Raw genomic sequence first — 15,282 nt, forward strand, 5'->3', positions numbered from 1 at the left:
GCAATCCGGAGAAACCCTGAACGAACCGGCACCCGGAGGGGTCCTAGAATGGCCGCGAACCAAATCCCCACACCGCGGACCCGCCAGGGAACGCCAGGAGGAACACGCCCATGAGCAGCATCACCGTGAACGTCATCGACCGCGACGGCACCCGCACCGAGGGGGTCGAATGGAACAGCAGCGAGTCCCTCATGGAGGCGTTGACCCGCAACAAGTTCCCCATTCTGGCCACCTGTGGCGGCAACGCATCGTGCTCCACCTGCCACTGCTACCTGGGTGCTTCCGCCGCCACGGCCACCGCGAACTCGCCGATCGGTGACGAGGAAGAGGATGTCCTGGACATGCTCGACGACACCCGGCACGAGGACTCCCGGCTGACCTGCCAGGTCGAGTGGTCGGAGGAGCTGAACGGCGCCGAAGTCACCATCGCGCCGGAGTGGTGAGCAGCACGGCCTTGCTGCGCGAGGACCTGACGACCCGCGCGGCCTACATCTCGGACGCCTCGATCTACCGGCGGATGCCGGCTGCCGTGGCCGAGCCACGTTCGGTCGAGGAGATCCGTGAGTTGTTGGCCCTGGCCCGGGAGAAGGGCTGGCCCGTGGTCTCCCGCGGCGGCGGGACGTCCGTGGCGGGCAACGCGATCGGTGACGGCCTGGTCATCGACACGTCCCGCCACTTCAACCGCATCCTGTCGATCGACCCGGAAACCGCCACCGCGGTGATCGAACCCGGCGTGATCTGCGATCAGCTCCGCGACGCCGCGGCGGAACACGGTCTGACCTACGGGCCGGACCCGTCCACCCACAGCCGCTGCACGATCGGCGGCATGGTGGCCAACAACGCGTGCGGATCACACTCGGTGGCCTGGGGCACCTCGGCCGAGAACCTGGTCGCCGTCACCGTCATGCTCGCCGACGGTCGCGAGGTCGAGCTGAAGGCCGGAGGCTCCAGCGAGCAGGCCCTGACCGAAGCGCTCACCGGGATCCGGGACAACCACCGGGCCATGTTGCGCACCGAGCTCGGCCAGTTCCCCCGGCAGGTCTCCGGCTACGGACTCCACTACCTCCTGGAGGAAAACGGCTTCGACGTCGCCAAGGCCTTCGCCGGAACCGAAGGCACCTGCGGCGTGATCACCCGCATGACCGTGCAGCTCGTACGCAAGCCCGCCCAGACGGCCCTGGCAGTGCTCAGCTTCGACGATTCGTTCGACGCCGCGAGCGCCGCCCCGGCTCTGCGCGTCCGGGACGTGGCAACCATCGAAGGCATGGGCGGTGACCTGCTCGACGCGCTGCGGATGCGCCCCGGGCAGGAGGACGCCGGCCAGGAGCTGCCCGAGGGTGGTGGTTGGTTGTACTGCGAGGTCGGCGGCGAGACCCTCGAGGCGGCCGAGGCCCGCGCACACGAAATCCGCGGCATCGTGGACGCGGCAGGCAAGGTCACGGTGCGCAACGCCGTCGTCGTCACGGATCCGGCCGAGGTCCGCGCCCTGTGGCGGATCCGCGAGGCCAGCGCGGGAATCGTGACCCGGTTGCCCGACGGCGGTGAGGCGTGGCCCGGGTGGGAGGACTCCGCTGTACCCCCCGAGCACCTGGGTGACTACCTGCGGGACCTGTACGCCCTACTGGCCGACCTAGACCTGCGGGGTATCCCGTTCGGGCACTTCGGCGAGGGATGCGTGCACATCCGCATCTCCTTCGACTTCGCCACGGAGTCCGGGGTCGAGGTCTACCGGACGTTCATCGACCGTGCGGCCAAGCTGGTCCACCGCTACGGCGGCTCGGTGTCCGGTGAACACGGCGACGGTCGAGCCCGATCGGCCCTGCTGTCCACGATCTACTCGCCGGAAGCCCTACAGGCCTTCCGCGAATTCAAGCGCGTGTTCGACCCGGACGGCCTGTTCAACCCGGGGGTTGTGGTGGATCCCGAACCCATCGACCAGGGCATCCGCCCCGGGCCCGGCGCGCGGAAGTTCGACCTGACTCCGGTGCACGCGTTCTCCCACGACGGCGGGTCGGTGGCCGGGGCGCTGAACCGTTGCGTGGGCGTGGGTGCCTGCCGGTCCGACGTCGGTGCCATGTGCCCGTCGTTCGTGGCCACCAAGGACGAGGTTCACTCGACCCGTGGACGCATGCGTTCCCTGGCGGAGATGTTGCGCGGTGAAAACCTCAAGGACGGCTGGAAGTCCAAGGAGACCCTCGAGGCCCTGGATCTCTGCCTGTCCTGCAAGGCCTGCGCCACGGAATGCCCCGTCAACGTGGACATGGCCACGTACAAGTCCGAATTCCTGCACCATCACTACGGTGAAGGGTTGCGTAGCTTCGTGGGCCGTAACCGCCGCCCCATGGCCCACGCCGTCATGGGCTGGCTGCCCGTGCTGGCGCGGTTGATGAACCTGGTGCCTGGAGTCCCCACGCTGGCCAACGCCGCCATGAGCGTCAAACCCCTGCAGAAGACCGTCATGAAGCTCGGCGGGGTGGAGACCCAGCGGGACATGATCACCTTCGCGGACAAGCCGCTGGCCTCCTGGTTCAGGAAGCGCGCCAAGGCAGCCGGTGACGACCTGCGCCCCGGGGAGGACCCCCAGGGCCGCCCGTCCGTGGTGCTGTGGCCGGACTCCTGGACGAACTTCATGAGCGACGGCCCCGGCAAGGCGGCCGTGGAAGTTCTGGAAGCCATGGGGTACCGCGTGCTCATGCCCATGGGCGACGTGTGCTGCGGGATGACCTGGCACTCGACCGGTCAGCTGGACGCCCTCAAACGAGAGGTCGCACGGACGCTGGGAGTGATGGAGCCCCTGCTGGAAGCGGGCTACCCCGTGGTGGGCCTGGAACCCTCCTGCACCGTGATGCTCCAGGACGAGATCACCGAGCTGTTGCCCGGGGATCCGCGGGCCAAGACCCTGTCGGAACGGACCGTGACCCTGGGTAAGTTCGTGGCCGATCACCTGGATGCCGGTGGCCAGTGGCCCTTCGGCACCCTGGAGGTCGAGGGACACTCCGCCGAGGCCGTGTGCCAGGTGCACTGCCACCAGAAGTCCATGCTCGGTTACGACCCCGAGCTCAAGGTGCTGGACAAGCTGGGAGTGGACGTGGACGTGGTCGGCGGCGGGTGCTGCGGGCTGGCCGGCAACTTCGGGTTCGAACCCGGGCACCTGGAGGTCTCCCGCACCCTCGGCGAGCGCGAACTATTCCCCAAGATCCGCGCGGCCGCCGACGGAACGCTGATCCTGGCCGACGGCTTCTCCTGCCGCACCCAGATCAGTCAGGGCACGGAAGCCGAAGGCCTGACCCTGGCGGAAGTCCTGCGGTCGGCCCTGTCCACCGGGACCTGACCGGGGCACCGATCGGGACTCGCCACGACCACCCGGGAGCCGACCACCCGGGAGCCGAAGACGCGCGGTCGGCTCCCGGGTGTCCTGTAGCCGTGGCCCTGTCTGCAACTGCGGTTGCGGGAATCGCCCCCTGAGCTGTCGGTGGGCCGTCCTACGATGAGGTCAAGCGCACGTACCGTTGCGCCGAACCCCACCGGGTCACCTCCGGTCCTGTCCCCCGCAGGAGTGCCATGTCCGTCCACAAACACCGAGCAGCGTTGTCCGTCCTGGCCCTGGCCGGTGCCTTGGTGCTGGCCGGATGCGGTGGATCCGACGACGGTGGCAGCTCCTCCGCCCCCGAGGTGAGCGGCCAACCGAGCACCGCAACCTCCTCCCCGGAGGCCACGTCCGGGCAGACAGGTGAGGCAACGCCGAGCTCGACGGGTTCCCCGGCCACTGATTCCCCGTCGGCCCCTGCCCCCGCGACAGCCTCCGAACCAACCACTGCCACCGAGTCGGACTCCGTGTCCGAACCGCCGGCTGCGGCCGAGCCGACGGGCACGGCGTCGCCGTCGTCGTCTGAACCGTCCCACCCGGCCGCGGGTGAACAGCCAGGCGGATCCGTGGCGTCCGTAGAGGCCTGCCGGGCCACCGACCTCTCCGGTGCGGTCAGCCCGCAGCAGGGGGCCGCGGGCTCCGTGATCCTGGACCTCACCCTGACCAACGACGGCGACCAGGCCTGCGAGCTCTCCGGTTACCCCGGTGTGTCCTTCGCCGATGCCTCCGGTGAGATCATCGGTGTCCCCGCCACCAGGTCGGGAACCTCCGGGTCGGCGGTCACGGTATTGCCGGGTGAGTCCGCCACGGCGCAGCTCAAGCAGAGCAACGCCCGGAACCACGGGCAGGTCTGCAATCCGCACACCACGGCGGCGTTGGTGGTCTACCCGCCGGAGAGCTACACGTCGTTGAGCATCCCGTACGAAACCCAGGCCTGTGGGAACCCCAAGATCGCACAGTTGGAGGTCCAGGGCTTCGGTGTCTGATCCAGCAGTACACGGCACCGCCCTCGGCAGGTTCTCGGAACCCACCAGGGCTTGGTTCACGGGTGCGTTCACCGCGCCCACCCGCGCCCAGGAGGGTGCCTGGAACGCCATCGCGGACGGGCAGCACACCCTGGTGGTAGCCCCCACGGGTTCGGGCAAGACCCTCTCCGCCTTCCTGTGGGGCATCGACAGGCTGATGACCCGGCGGGAGGGAGACTCGGCAGAGCCGACCCGAGGGACCAAGGTGCTCTACATCTCCCCGCTGAAGGCTCTGGGCGTGGACGTGGAACGCAACCTGCGTTCTCCGCTGATCGGCATCACCCAGACCGCCCGCCGCATGGGGATCGAACCGCCCGAGGTGTCCACGGGCGTGCGCTCGGGTGACACACCACAAGCGATCAGGCGGGCCCTGATCGCCTCTCCCCCGGACATCCTGATCACCACCCCCGAGTCGTTGTACCTGATGCTCACGTCCAAGGCCCGCAAGGCCCTGGAACACGTGGAGACCGTGATCATCGACGAGATCCACGCGGTGGCGGGAACCAAACGGGGCGCGCATCTTGCGCTGTCCCTGGAACGCCTGGACGACTTGCTGGACAAGCCCGTGCAGCGCATCGGGCTGTCCGCGACGGTGGAACCGGTGGAGACCGTGACCCGGTTCCTGGGCGGACGGGAGCCCGTGAGCGTGGTCCGCCCGGAGTCCGAGAAGCGGTGGGACCTCACGGTCAGCGTTCCGGTGCCGGACATGACCGTCCTGGGCGGGCCCAGCGCGTCGTCGTCCCTGGACGGGGCCGCCTTCGGGGACGCCGCCGTGGAGGACGAACCCGCCAACGTGGCCTCGATCTGGCCCCACGTGGAGGAGCGGGTGGTCGACCTGGTGGAGGCGCACCGTTCGACCATCGTGTTCGCCAATTCACGCGGCTTGGCGGAGAAACTGACCGCGCGCCTCAACGAGATCCACGCCTTCCGCGTGGAACACACCCCCGGAAACGACGACGGTGGGGCCCCCGGGGAGGACGGTCCCGGGCCCGCCCGACAGACCGGCCGGTACGAAGGTGCCGCCCCGGTGCTGGCGAGGGCACACCACGGTTCGGTCTCCAAGGACCAACGCACTCTGATCGAAGAGGACCTCAAGAGCGGACAGCTGCGGTGCGTGGTGGCCACCAGCTCCTTGGAACTGGGCATCGACATGGGTGCCGTGGACCTGGTGGTGCAGATCGAGTCCCCGCCCTCGGCCGCCTCGGGTCTGCAACGCGTGGGACGCGCCGGACACCAGGTGGGCGAAGTCTCGGTCGGGAAGCTGTTCCCCAAACACCGCGGTGACCTGCTGGACGCGGCCGTGACCGTGGAGCAGATGGTGGCCGGCAACGTGGAATCCCTGCACGTCCCCGCCAATCCCCTGGACGTCCTGTGTCAGCAGACGGTGGCCGCCTGCGCCCTGGAACCCGTGAACGTGGAGGACTGGTGGGACACCGTCCGCCGCGCGGCTCCCTTCCTGGGGCTGCCGCGCGGGGCCTTCGACGCCGTCCTGGACCTGGTGTCGGGGCGTTACCCGTCCGACGACTTCGCCCAGTTGCGCCCACGCGTGGTCTGGGACCGTGAGGAAGGCACGTTGACGGCCCGGCCGGGGGCGCAACGCCTGGCCGTGACCTCCGGCGGGACCATCCCGGACCGGGGCCTGTTCCCCGTCCACCTGGTGGGCGGGGCGGACGAGAAGGCGCCCAAACGCGTGGGTGAGCTGGACGAGGAGATGGTCTACGAATCCCGGACCGGGGACGTCATCGCGCTCGGTGCGTCGTCGTGGCGGATCGAGGAGATCACCCACGACCGCGTCACGGTCACCCCTGCCCCCGGTCAGGCGGGGAAACTGCCGTTCTGGCACGGCGACGGTCTGGGCCGCCCGGCGGAACTGGGCCGCGCCCAGGGTGCCTTCCTGCGCGAGATGGCCGGGGCCGCTCCGGAGGACTTCGCCCAGCGGCTGGAGGCCGACGGTCTGGACGAATGGGCACAGGACAACTTGCGTGCCTACCTGGCCGAGATGCGCGAGAACGTGGGTCACGTGCCCACGGACAGGATGCTGGTCCTCGAGCGCTTCCACGACGAGCTCGGGGACTGGCGCGTGGTGCTGCACTCCCCGTTCGGGTTGCAGGTCCACGCCCCGTGGGCGTTGGCCGTCGGGGCGCGAATCGAGGAGCGTTGGGGCCTGGACGGTGCTGCCCAGGCCTCCGACGACGGAATCGTGCTGCGCATCCCCCTCACCGAGGACGAACCTCCCGGGGCGGAGCTGTTCCTGTTCGACCCGGAGGAACTCGAGCAGATCGTGACCGAACAGGTGGGCTCCTCCGCCCTGTTCGCCTCGCGGTTCCGGGAATGCGCAGCCCGGGCCTTGCTCCTTCCGCGCCGCGATCCCGGCCGCCGAACGCCGCTGTGGCAGCAGCGGCAGCGATCCGCGCAGCTGTTGGACGTCGCACGCAGGTTCCCCCAGTTCCCGATCGTCCTGGAAACCATCCGCGAATGCCTCCAGGACATCTACGACCTGCCCGCGCTGCAGGAGCTGCACCGGGAAATCTCGCGGCGGACCATCCGGGTGGTGGAAACCACCACGGAGACTCCCTCGGCCTTCGCCAAGACCCTGCTGTTCGGCTACCTGGGCCAGTTCATCTACGAAGGCGACTCCCCACTGGCCGAGCGCAAGGCCGCGATCCTTTCCCTGGACACGGACCTGCTGGCCGAACTGCTGGGCCGCGCCCAGCTCCGGGAGCTGCTGGACCCGGAGGTCATCGCCCGGACCGAGGCCGAGTTGCAGCACCTCACCCCAGATCGACGCCTGAAGGGACCGGAGGGGCTCGCGGATCTCCTGCGGCTGCTCGGCCCGCTGACCCTGGAACAAGCCGCCTTGCGCCTGCGCGACCCGGATCGCGAACCCGGTGTTGACGACGACGACGGCGCCACCGCCCAGGCGAACGGCGGCCTGCCCGTCGACACCGTGTCGCCCTGGGCCGAGGACCTGATCCGGGACCGCAGGGCGTTCACCGTCAGGATCGGCGGTGAGACCAAGCTCGCCGCGGTCGAAGACGCCGCCCGGCTGCGCGACGGCTTGGGCGCTCCCGTTCCGCACGGCGTCCCGGTCGCCTTCCTGGACCCGGTCGCCGATCCCGTGGGGGACCTGGTCGGCCGCTTCGCCCGCACCCACGGCCCGTTCACCGCCGCCGAGGCGGCCACCGGCACGGGCCTGGGCGTTGCCGTGGTGCAGGCCGCACTCGAGCACCTGTCGACACAGCGGCGCGTGGTGGAAGGCGAGTTCCGTCCGGTCGAGGCCGCGCCGTCCATCGCATCGACCAACGGGGAAACCGCGGGTGTGGCCGCCGGTTCCCCCGCTCCCGGGACGGTCCGCCGTCAGGAGACGGAATGGTGCGAGAAGGACGTGCTGCACCGGATCCGTCGTCGTTCCCTGGCCGCGATGCGGGAGCAGGTGGAACCTGTGGCGGCCGAGGTGTACGCGCGTTTCCTGCCACCCTGGCAGTACGTGGGCCCGGACGCGCAGGTGCGCGGAACCGACGGGTTGCTGACCGTCATCGACCAGCTCGGTGGCCTGCCGCTACCGGCCAGCGCCTTGGAACCGTTGATTCTGCGCTCGCGCATCGCGGACTACTCCCCCGAGCTGCTGGACGAGCAGTTGGCCGCGGGGGAAGTCGTGTGGTCCGGGGCCGGTTCCCTCAGTGGCGACGACGGCTGGTTGGCACTGCATCTGGCCGAGTCCCAGGAACTGACCTTGCCGCCCCTCCCCGAGTTGAAGGCCAGAGCGGCCGGGGCCGCGGACGAGCTGCAAGCCGCTGTCCTGTCCGTCCTCTCCGACGGCGCCGCGCGTTTCAGCCACCAGCTGGTCACCGCGCTGAGTGACCGTGGACAGGCTGCGGCGATGCCGGATCTGACGGCCGCCCTGTGGGACCTGGTCTGGGCCGGGCTGATCACCAACGACACGTTCACGCCGGTCCGGGCCCTGGTCTCCGGTGGTGGTGGTGCGCACAAACAACGCGCCCGGACACCGAACACCCGCTCGTCGGCACGGCGCGGCGCGGCCCGTCTGCGCCGCGGGGCACCGGCGACCGCAGCGCACGGCCCGCGGGCCACCGCAGACCTGCAGGCCTCCGGTCGTTGGTCCCTGTTGGCTCCCCAACCGCTCGAACCCACCGTGCGGGCGGGAGCCACCGCCGAACTCCTCCTGGACCGTTACGGAGTCCTGACCCGGGGCGCCGTGGAGGCCGAAGACCTGCCGGGAGGCTTCGCGGGGATCTACCGCGTGCTGTCGACCCTCGAGGATGCCGGGCAGACCCGCCGCGGGTACTTCATCGAGGGAATGGGCGCCGCCCAGTTCGCCCAGTCGGCAACGGTGGACAGGCTGCGCAGCTTCGCCGACGACGAGCAGGCCCGCACCAGACCCCGGGATCCCGTGGTCCTGGCCCTTGCCGCCACCGATCCCGCCAACCCGTGGGGCGCGACCCTGCCGTGGCCGGACGTACTGAGGGCGGACGTGTCCGGCCCGGACCAGCCGAACAGTCGGCATCGTCCGGGCCGCAAGGCAGGCGCCGTCGTGGTCTCCGTGGACGGTTCACCGATGCTGTACTTCGAACGTGGGGGCCGCACCGTCCTGGTGTTCGACGACGACCCCGCGCGCATCCGGTTGAGCGCCCCCGCCGTGGCGGACCTGGTGCACGCCGGTGCTGCGGAGAAGTTGACCGTGGAGAAGGTCAACGGGCACGAGATCCTCGGCCCCGGGGCGTTGGAGACCACGGTGAGGGAGGCTCTGGTGCTGGCGGGGTTCTCCACCACTCCCAAGGGTCTGCGACTGCACCGGCGCGTCTGAGCGGCTGCTCGTTGGAGGCGTGCTGCGGCGGTCAGCCTCCGGTGATTCCGAGCGCCGTCTGGAGTCGGGGCTCTGCGATCTCCTCCACCAACCAGGGGCTGAACACCCGCGGCAGGCCACGGGCCGCCGTGAGCAGGTCCCCGGCGTCGGACCAGGTGATCTCCGCGATCTCCGAGGGCTGCGGCTCGGGGGACGACGCGGCTCGGGCGATCCAGACGGGGCAGAACTCGTTTTCCACGATGCCCGAGGCGTCCACGGCACGGTAGGAGAACTCCGGCAGGACTTCCGTCAGCTCGGTGATCCGCATGCCCAGTTCCTGCGCGGCCCGGCGGGTGATCGCCTCCGGGAAGGCCTCACCGGGTGCAGGGTGGCCGCAGAACGAGTTGGTCCAGACCCCGGGCCAGGTCTTCTTGCCCAGGGCGCGGCGGGTGAGCAGGACGCGGCCGTCGTCGTCCAGGATCCAGCAGGAGAAGGCGAGGTGCAGCGGGGTCTCGGTCGTGTGCACGGTGGCCTTGGGTGCCGTACCGATCGGGTGGTGCGCAGCGTCCAGCAGCACGACCTGCTCGACCGTCTGGGACCGACCGCTGGGTGCCTTTGACATCCGTTGCCTGCCCTTCCGAAGGATTCCGGGCACCGCCGTCCGGGCCCCCGTCCAGGATGCCCGAGTGGAGGCGTCCGCGCATCTTTGCCTCTCTCCGACCCCGTCCACTGGAGATCTGGCAGGATCGAGCCGTGCCCCGCCGTCGCCCTCCGCAGTCCCCGTTGCCGCCGCGCGCCGGTGTGGACGCGGTTCGGGTGCGACTAGCCGATTCCTCCGAATCCGTGGTGGATCACTTGGAGGCCCGGTTCCCCGGCTCCGAGGTCCATCTGGAGGAACTGTTGCGGACCGGGGGCATCGTGTTCGGGGACGGCTCTCCGGTGCACGCCGCGGACCCCTGTGCGGGTCGCTCCGTCTGGTACCACCGGCCGCTGCCCCAGGAGCCGGAGCTCCCCAAGGACGTCCCGGTGCTCCACGAGGACGAGTGGTTGTTGGCCGTCGACAAGCCGCACGGGCTCCCCACCACACCGCGCGGAGCCTTCGTGACCCAGACGGCGCTCACGGTCCTGCGCCGCACCCGCGGCGAACACTCTCTGGCTCCTGCCCACCGCCTGGACCGGGACACGGCGGGGGTACTTCTGTTCACCCGGGACCCGGGTGTTCGGGGCGCCATGCAGCGTCAGTTCCAGGACCGACGGACGGCCAAGACTTACGAGGCGGTCGTCGGGCTTCCGCCCGGATGGACCTCGCTGCACGGCCTGCCCGGCTCCCGATCCAGCCGGATCGTCAAGGACCGGGGCGTGCTCCAGGCCAGGGAGGTCGAGGGCCCGGCCAACGCGGTGACCGGCATCGAGCCGCTGCTGCCCGACCCGTGGACGGACGACGACGGCGCCTGGGCGGCGCTGCGCCTGACCCCCACAACGGGCCAGACCCATCAACTACGCGTCCACCTCAACGCGCTCGGGATGCCGATCCGCTGGGATCCGCTGTACCCGGTCGTCGTCGAACGGGACGCCGGCGACACCTCCCGCCCCTTGCAGCTGCTGGCCCGCACCCTGTCCGTGGTCCACCCCGTCACGGGAGAGCACCTCGAGTTCACCAGCCGCCGTCGGCTGACTACGCTGATCTCGCCGGGACCGTCGCCGCTCTGATCCGCCACCGGATCCAGGAGACCGGCGGTACCGGAGCTTTCAGCACGCGCTCAGCCGAGGAGACCCATGAGCCAGGACGCCGCGGAATCCTTCGTTCCCCACGCAGCCACCGACCGCCGGGTCCGGGCCGCGCTGGCCGCGCGAACGGTCCAGCAACTGTTCGGTCGGCGGCTGTTCGGCATCCCCGGAACCTGGATCGGGTCCGTGGCCTTTCCCCACCCCACGCAGTTCTCCAACGCGTGGCACTACTGGTGGCAGGCGCATCTGCTGGACGCCCTGGTCGACGCCGCTCACCGGCAGGAGGAGACCGGCCAGGACTCGGAAGCCACCCGCAAGCGAGCACACCAACTCCTGCGGGCGGTCACTCTGCGCAGCGGTGGACGCGTGGTGTTCAACAACTACTACGACGACATGTCCTGGCTCATGCTGGCACTGGGGCGGCTACGGGACTTGGAAGAGTCCGTGGGCGGTGACACCAAGCGGGTCACGACGGCGGGTGCGCGCCTGCTCAAGGACATTCGGGCCGCCCACACCACCGACCTGGACGGCGGCATGTTCTGGACCCGCGAGCGCAAGTACAAGAACACCGCGACCACGGGCCCGGCGGCGTTGATCGCCTGCCGTACCAGTGCGCCCCAGGAGTCGGCGAACCTGTTGACCTGGTTGCGGGAGAAGCTCTGGGACCCGGAGAAGTGCGTGTTCCACGACGGTCTCAACATCATCACCACCGACGACGGGAAGCCCGGCACCAAGCTGGAGAAGGCGGTCTACAGCTACAACTCGGGACCCGCGCTCGGGGCGGCCGTGGAGCTCGCGGAAGGCTCCGAGGGCGAGGAAGGTGCCGAGTGGGCGGCCTTCGGCGCCGAGATCGTGGCGGGTGCCGATCGGGAGTTCGGCAGGGACGCGGGCGATCGTCGTGTCCTGCGCACCCACGGTTCGGGTGACGCCGGACTGTTCACGGGCATCCTGGCCCGCTACCTGGCGGAGGCCGCTGAGTCCCCGGCCCTGGACGAAAACACCCGCCGGACGGCGCGACGTCTGGTCCTGGACACCGCCGATGCCCTGTGGGAAGGCCGCAGGGAGTTCGACCCGGAGTTGGACTTCAACGATCCGCAGGCGAGGCCCGATCCGGAGCGCATGCAGGTGATCTTCTCCCCCGACCCGCTCAAGCACGCCAACGAGGCGCAGCCGGCCGGGAAGACCGTGGAACTGGGCACCCAGATCCAGGCCTGGACCACGTTGGAGGCGGCGGCGCGGTTGGATCCGATCGTCTGACGAGCGTGCGCTGACCGCTGAACGCGGCCCTTGCCCTCCCCACCACTGCGCCCATGAGGTAGAAAACAACCATGAGTTCAGTACGCACCCCGGATCCCAACCCAGGCTGGCTCGACGAGGACGACCTCCGCGAGGCCCGGCGTCGTCTACCGATGGTCTACGTCCAGGCCGTGCCGGTGCAGCTGGACCCGTTGGGGTGCGTGACCGACGTGGGGTTGTTGCTCCAGCCCAATGAGACGGGCGAGTTGGAGCGCAGCCTGGTCTCCGGCCGGGTGCTGTACCGGGAGACCATTCGGGCCGCGCTCCTGCGGCACCTGGAGAAGGACCTGGGTCCGCTGGCCATGCCCCAGCTCCCGGCCTCCACGGTGCCGTTCTCCGTGACCGAATACTTCCCGCACCCCTCCGAAACCGGGTACACGGACGACCGTCAACACGCGGTCGCCCTAAACTACGTGGTTGCGGTCCGCGGCGAGTGTTCCCCGCGCGCCGACGCCCTCCAGCTGTCCTGGCTGACCCCGGAGGAAGTCCTCGGGGCGGACGTCCAGGCGGAATTCACGGGTGGCCGGGGCCGCTTGGTCGAACAGGCCCTGGCCCACGTGGGCTGGGGACGCTAGGCCTCCTCCGCATCGGATTCCATGGCCCTACGCAGAACCGGCAGGGCCTGGGTATCGGCACGGCGTTCCTTCTCGTTGCGCCACAGGTACACCACCAACAGACCGGCCGCCGCACCGACGACGGTCTCCACCGCCCGCGCCTGCAACAGGTCGGCCGCCGGCAGCGGATGGACCAGCTGGGTCATCAACAGGGCCAGCGGGGTGACGAACAGCAGCGCCACGACGTAGTTGCGGCCGATGAACAGTTCCGCCAGGAACTGGCAGGTGATCGCAACCACCACCATGTGCCAGGTCTCCAGCGGCAGGGCGAGGACGAAGCCCGTCACCGCGACCCCACCCAGGGTTCCCACCACGCGGTGGATCCCACGCTGCAGGCGGGCTGCCGTGGTGGGGGCGGCGATCGGTGCCACTGCTGCCACCTGGGACCAGTAGTTGTGGGAGTCGGCCACCGCCAGGCTCAGGAGCCCACCCAGTCCGGCGGCCAGGAAGAACCGTCCACCGTGGGCCCAGACCTGCGCCGTCGTCGCACCGTGCGAAGGCAGGACGTCGGAGACGTGCCCGGTCACGCCCTCACCGAACACGACCCACACGAGGCCCAGGAGGACTGAGAAGGCCGCTGCTCCCCCGGCCACCAGCGCCACGGTCGGCAGGGGCGCCACGAACGAGGCGCCCAGGGACCCGACGGCCCCCGTGGCGAACACCATGAACAGCGAACCGGCTGGTTTCAGCAGCCACACGGCTGCCAGGACGGCTCCGAGCGCCGCAACGATCGTGGTCACGGCCAGGACCCACCCCACAGGCGCGTCGATCGAGGACAGCACGGCGCCGATCAGGACCGACGCCGTGCACAGCAACCCCGCGAGCGCTTGGTGCCGGAACCTGGCCCAAACCGGTTCCTGCCGCGCGTACACGGCGGTGAACGCCCCGAAGGCCGCGTACATGCTCAGGTCGAGGCGGTCCATCGCCAACAGCAGGAGCAGCGGCACCGCGACGGACAGGGCGATCCGCGCGGCCGGAAGGTGATCGGCCCGGGCCGGACCCAGCTCGACCATGCTGCGGAGCGCGGACGTGGGCATTCTGGGATCCTCCTGGGGGACGGAGCGGCGTGGGACGGTGGCCCGGAACAGGCCGGGCGTCAGTCAGAATATGGGGATGACCTCCGATGCCCCGCCTGAATCCTCCCGGCCTGACCAAGATCACACTGTCGAGCCCGCCCAGGTCGGGTGGGAGGAGGCCCGGGCGTCGTTCTCCTTCCGCGTCCACGACCGGCTGGCCGACACCACCCCCGACCCGGGATCGGGCCCGTGGTTGGGGCGTACGGGGACCATCACCACCCCGCACGGTCAGATCCAGACCCCGGCCTTCATTCCCGTGGCCACCGCGGCCACCGTGAAGGCCGTGCTGCCCGAGGCCATGAAGGACCTGGGCGCCCAGGCGTTGTTGGCCAACGCCTACCACCTCTACCTGCGGCCCGGTCACGACCTCCTGGACGCAGCCGGTGGCCTGGGGGCCTTCATGAACTGGGACGGCCCCACCTTCACGGATTCCGGGGGCTTCCAGGTCATGTCCTTGGGCTCCGGGTTCAAGAAGGTCATCAACATGTCCACCTCGGCCGCCGCCGGAATGGTCGGGGACGACGACGTCGCCGAGGGCAAGGAACGCCTGGCCACCGTGGACGACGACGGCGTCACGTTCACCTCCCATCTCAACGGTGACCGACACCGTTTCACCCCTGAGGTCTCCATGCAGGTCCAGCACGGGATCGGGGCGGACATCATGTTCGCCTTTGACGAGCTGACCACGCTTCACAACTCGCGTGGCTACCAGGAAGAGGCCTTGGAACGCACCCGTCGATGGGCGCTGCGCTGCATCGAGGAACACCGCCGGCTGACGGAAGAACGCTCGCATCGCCCGTACCAGGCGCTGTTCGGGGTGATCCAGGGGGCGCAGTACGAGGATCTGCGCCGCAAGGCCTGCGGTGACCTGGGGGCCATGGACTTCGACGGTTTCGGCATCGGCGGTGCTCTGGAGAAGGAGAACCTGGGCACGATCGTGGGCTGGTGCGCGGAAGAACTCCCCGAGGACAAACCTCGCCACCTGTTGGGCATCTCCGAACCCAACGACATCTTCGTGGCCCTGGAGGCGGGCGCGGACACCTTCGACTGTGTCTCCCCCACGCGGGTGGCCCGTACCGGTGCGCTCTACCACCCGGACGGACGGTTCAACATCACGGGCGCCCGGTTCAAGCGCGACTTCACGCCGGTCGACGAGGGCTGCGACTGCTACACGTGCAGCCACTACACCCGCGCCTACGTCCACCACCTGTTCAAGGCCAAGGAACGTCTGGCGGCCACCTTGGCCTCGATCCACAACGAACGCTTCACCGTGCGATTGGTGGACCGCGCGCGGGAGGCCATGGCCGACGGCACCTACCTCGAGTACCGGGACCGCACCCTGGGCGCGTACTACGGCGGCAACCACCCGTAA

General features: G+C 69.8%; 10 protein-coding genes. 8 read left to right on the forward strand and 2 right to left on the reverse strand.

Annotated features, from left to right (window positions below; all coding sequences use genetic code 11):
• The first annotated feature begins 110 nt into the window (after window positions 1-110).
• From EDL96_RS00965 to EDL96_RS00980, 4 genes are all read left to right on the forward strand, one after another.
• The gene (locus EDL96_RS00965; RefSeq protein WP_123823580.1) at window positions 111-443 is read left to right on the forward strand and encodes a 2Fe-2S iron-sulfur cluster-binding protein; all 333 of its coding nucleotides are present in this window, start codon (window positions 111-113) and stop codon (window positions 441-443) included.
• Window positions 440-3,331 (forward strand): FAD-binding and (Fe-S)-binding domain-containing protein, encoded by a 2,892-nt coding sequence (locus EDL96_RS00970; protein WP_233568579.1) that lies wholly within the window; start codon window positions 440-442, stop codon window positions 3,329-3,331. The genes EDL96_RS00965 and EDL96_RS00970 overlap by 4 nt, the downstream gene beginning before the upstream one ends.
• A gap of 230 nt (window positions 3,332-3,561) precedes the next feature.
• Window positions 3,562-4,353, forward strand: a complete 792-nt coding sequence (locus tag EDL96_RS00975; protein WP_123823582.1) for a DUF4232 domain-containing protein — start codon at window positions 3,562-3,564, stop codon at window positions 4,351-4,353.
• Window positions 4,346-9,217: an ATP-dependent helicase gene (locus tag EDL96_RS00980; protein WP_123823583.1), complete on the forward strand. Its 4,872-nt coding sequence runs from the start codon at window positions 4,346-4,348 to the stop codon at window positions 9,215-9,217. Before EDL96_RS00975 ends, EDL96_RS00980 begins: the two co-directional genes overlap by 8 nt.
• Window positions 9,218-9,248: 31 nt before the next feature.
• On the opposite strand, the gene idi is transcribed toward EDL96_RS00980, so the two are convergent.
• Entirely contained in the window at window positions 9,249-9,818 is a 570-nt protein-coding gene (gene idi, locus EDL96_RS00985; protein ID WP_123823584.1) for an isopentenyl-diphosphate Delta-isomerase, read from the reverse strand.
• 131 nt (window positions 9,819-9,949) lie between these two features.
• On the opposite strand from idi, the gene EDL96_RS00990 reads away from it, so the two are divergent.
• From EDL96_RS00990 to EDL96_RS01000, 3 genes are all read left to right on the forward strand, one after another.
• Window positions 9,950-10,906 carry a pseudouridine synthase gene (locus tag EDL96_RS00990; RefSeq protein WP_233568580.1) on the forward strand — a complete coding sequence of 319 codons (957 nt, stop codon included), beginning with the start codon at window positions 9,950-9,952 and terminating at the stop codon, window positions 10,904-10,906.
• Window positions 10,907-10,972: 66 nt separating this feature from the next.
• The gene (locus tag EDL96_RS00995) at window positions 10,973-12,181 is read left to right on the forward strand and encodes a glycoside hydrolase family 76 protein (RefSeq protein WP_123823586.1); all 1,209 of its coding nucleotides are present in this window, start codon (window positions 10,973-10,975) and stop codon (window positions 12,179-12,181) included.
• A 71-nt stretch (window positions 12,182-12,252) separates the two neighbouring features.
• Window positions 12,253-12,795, forward strand: coding sequence for an NUDIX hydrolase family protein (locus EDL96_RS01000; RefSeq protein WP_123823587.1), 543 nt, complete (start codon window positions 12,253-12,255; stop codon window positions 12,793-12,795).
• On the opposite strand, the gene EDL96_RS01005 is transcribed toward EDL96_RS01000, so the two are convergent.
• Window positions 12,792-13,871, reverse strand: a complete 1,080-nt coding sequence (locus EDL96_RS01005; RefSeq protein WP_123823588.1) for an FUSC family protein — start codon at window positions 13,869-13,871, stop codon at window positions 12,792-12,794. The genes EDL96_RS01000 and EDL96_RS01005 overlap by 4 nt on opposite strands.
• Before the next feature lie 76 nt (window positions 13,872-13,947).
• Between EDL96_RS01005 and tgt the strand changes: the two genes are divergently transcribed.
• Entirely contained in the window at window positions 13,948-15,282 is a 1,335-nt protein-coding gene (tgt, locus tag EDL96_RS01010) for a tRNA guanosine(34) transglycosylase Tgt (RefSeq protein ID WP_123823589.1), read from the forward strand.

It is taken from the genome of Kocuria soli, assembly GCF_003797835.1.
GTDB lineage: Bacteria > Actinomycetota > Actinomycetes > Actinomycetales > Micrococcaceae > Kocuria > Kocuria soli.

What these genes read in the sequence shown, in the direction of transcription:
- EDL96_RS00995 (WP_123823586.1), top strand. Translation starts at nt 10,973, where the DNA reads ATGAGCCAGGACGCCGCGGAATCCTTCGTTCCCCACGCAGCCACCGAC.
- tgt (WP_123823589.1), top strand. Translation starts at nt 13,948, where the DNA reads ATGACCTCCGATGCCCCGCCTGAATCCTCCCGGCCTGACCAAGATCAC.
- EDL96_RS01000 (WP_123823587.1), top strand. Translation starts at nt 12,253, where the DNA reads ATGAGTTCAGTACGCACCCCGGATCCCAACCCAGGCTGGCTCGACGAG.
- EDL96_RS00965 (WP_123823580.1), top strand. Translation starts at nt 111, where the DNA reads ATGAGCAGCATCACCGTGAACGTCATCGACCGCGACGGCACCCGCACC.
- EDL96_RS00975 (WP_123823582.1), top strand. Translation starts at nt 3,562, where the DNA reads ATGTCCGTCCACAAACACCGAGCAGCGTTGTCCGTCCTGGCCCTGGCC.
- idi (WP_123823584.1), bottom strand. Translation starts at nt 9,818, where the DNA reads ATGTCAAAGGCACCCAGCGGTCGGTCCCAGACGGTCGAGCAGGTCGTG.
- EDL96_RS01005 (WP_123823588.1), bottom strand. Translation starts at nt 13,871, where the DNA reads ATGCCCACGTCCGCGCTCCGCAGCATGGTCGAGCTGGGTCCGGCCCGG.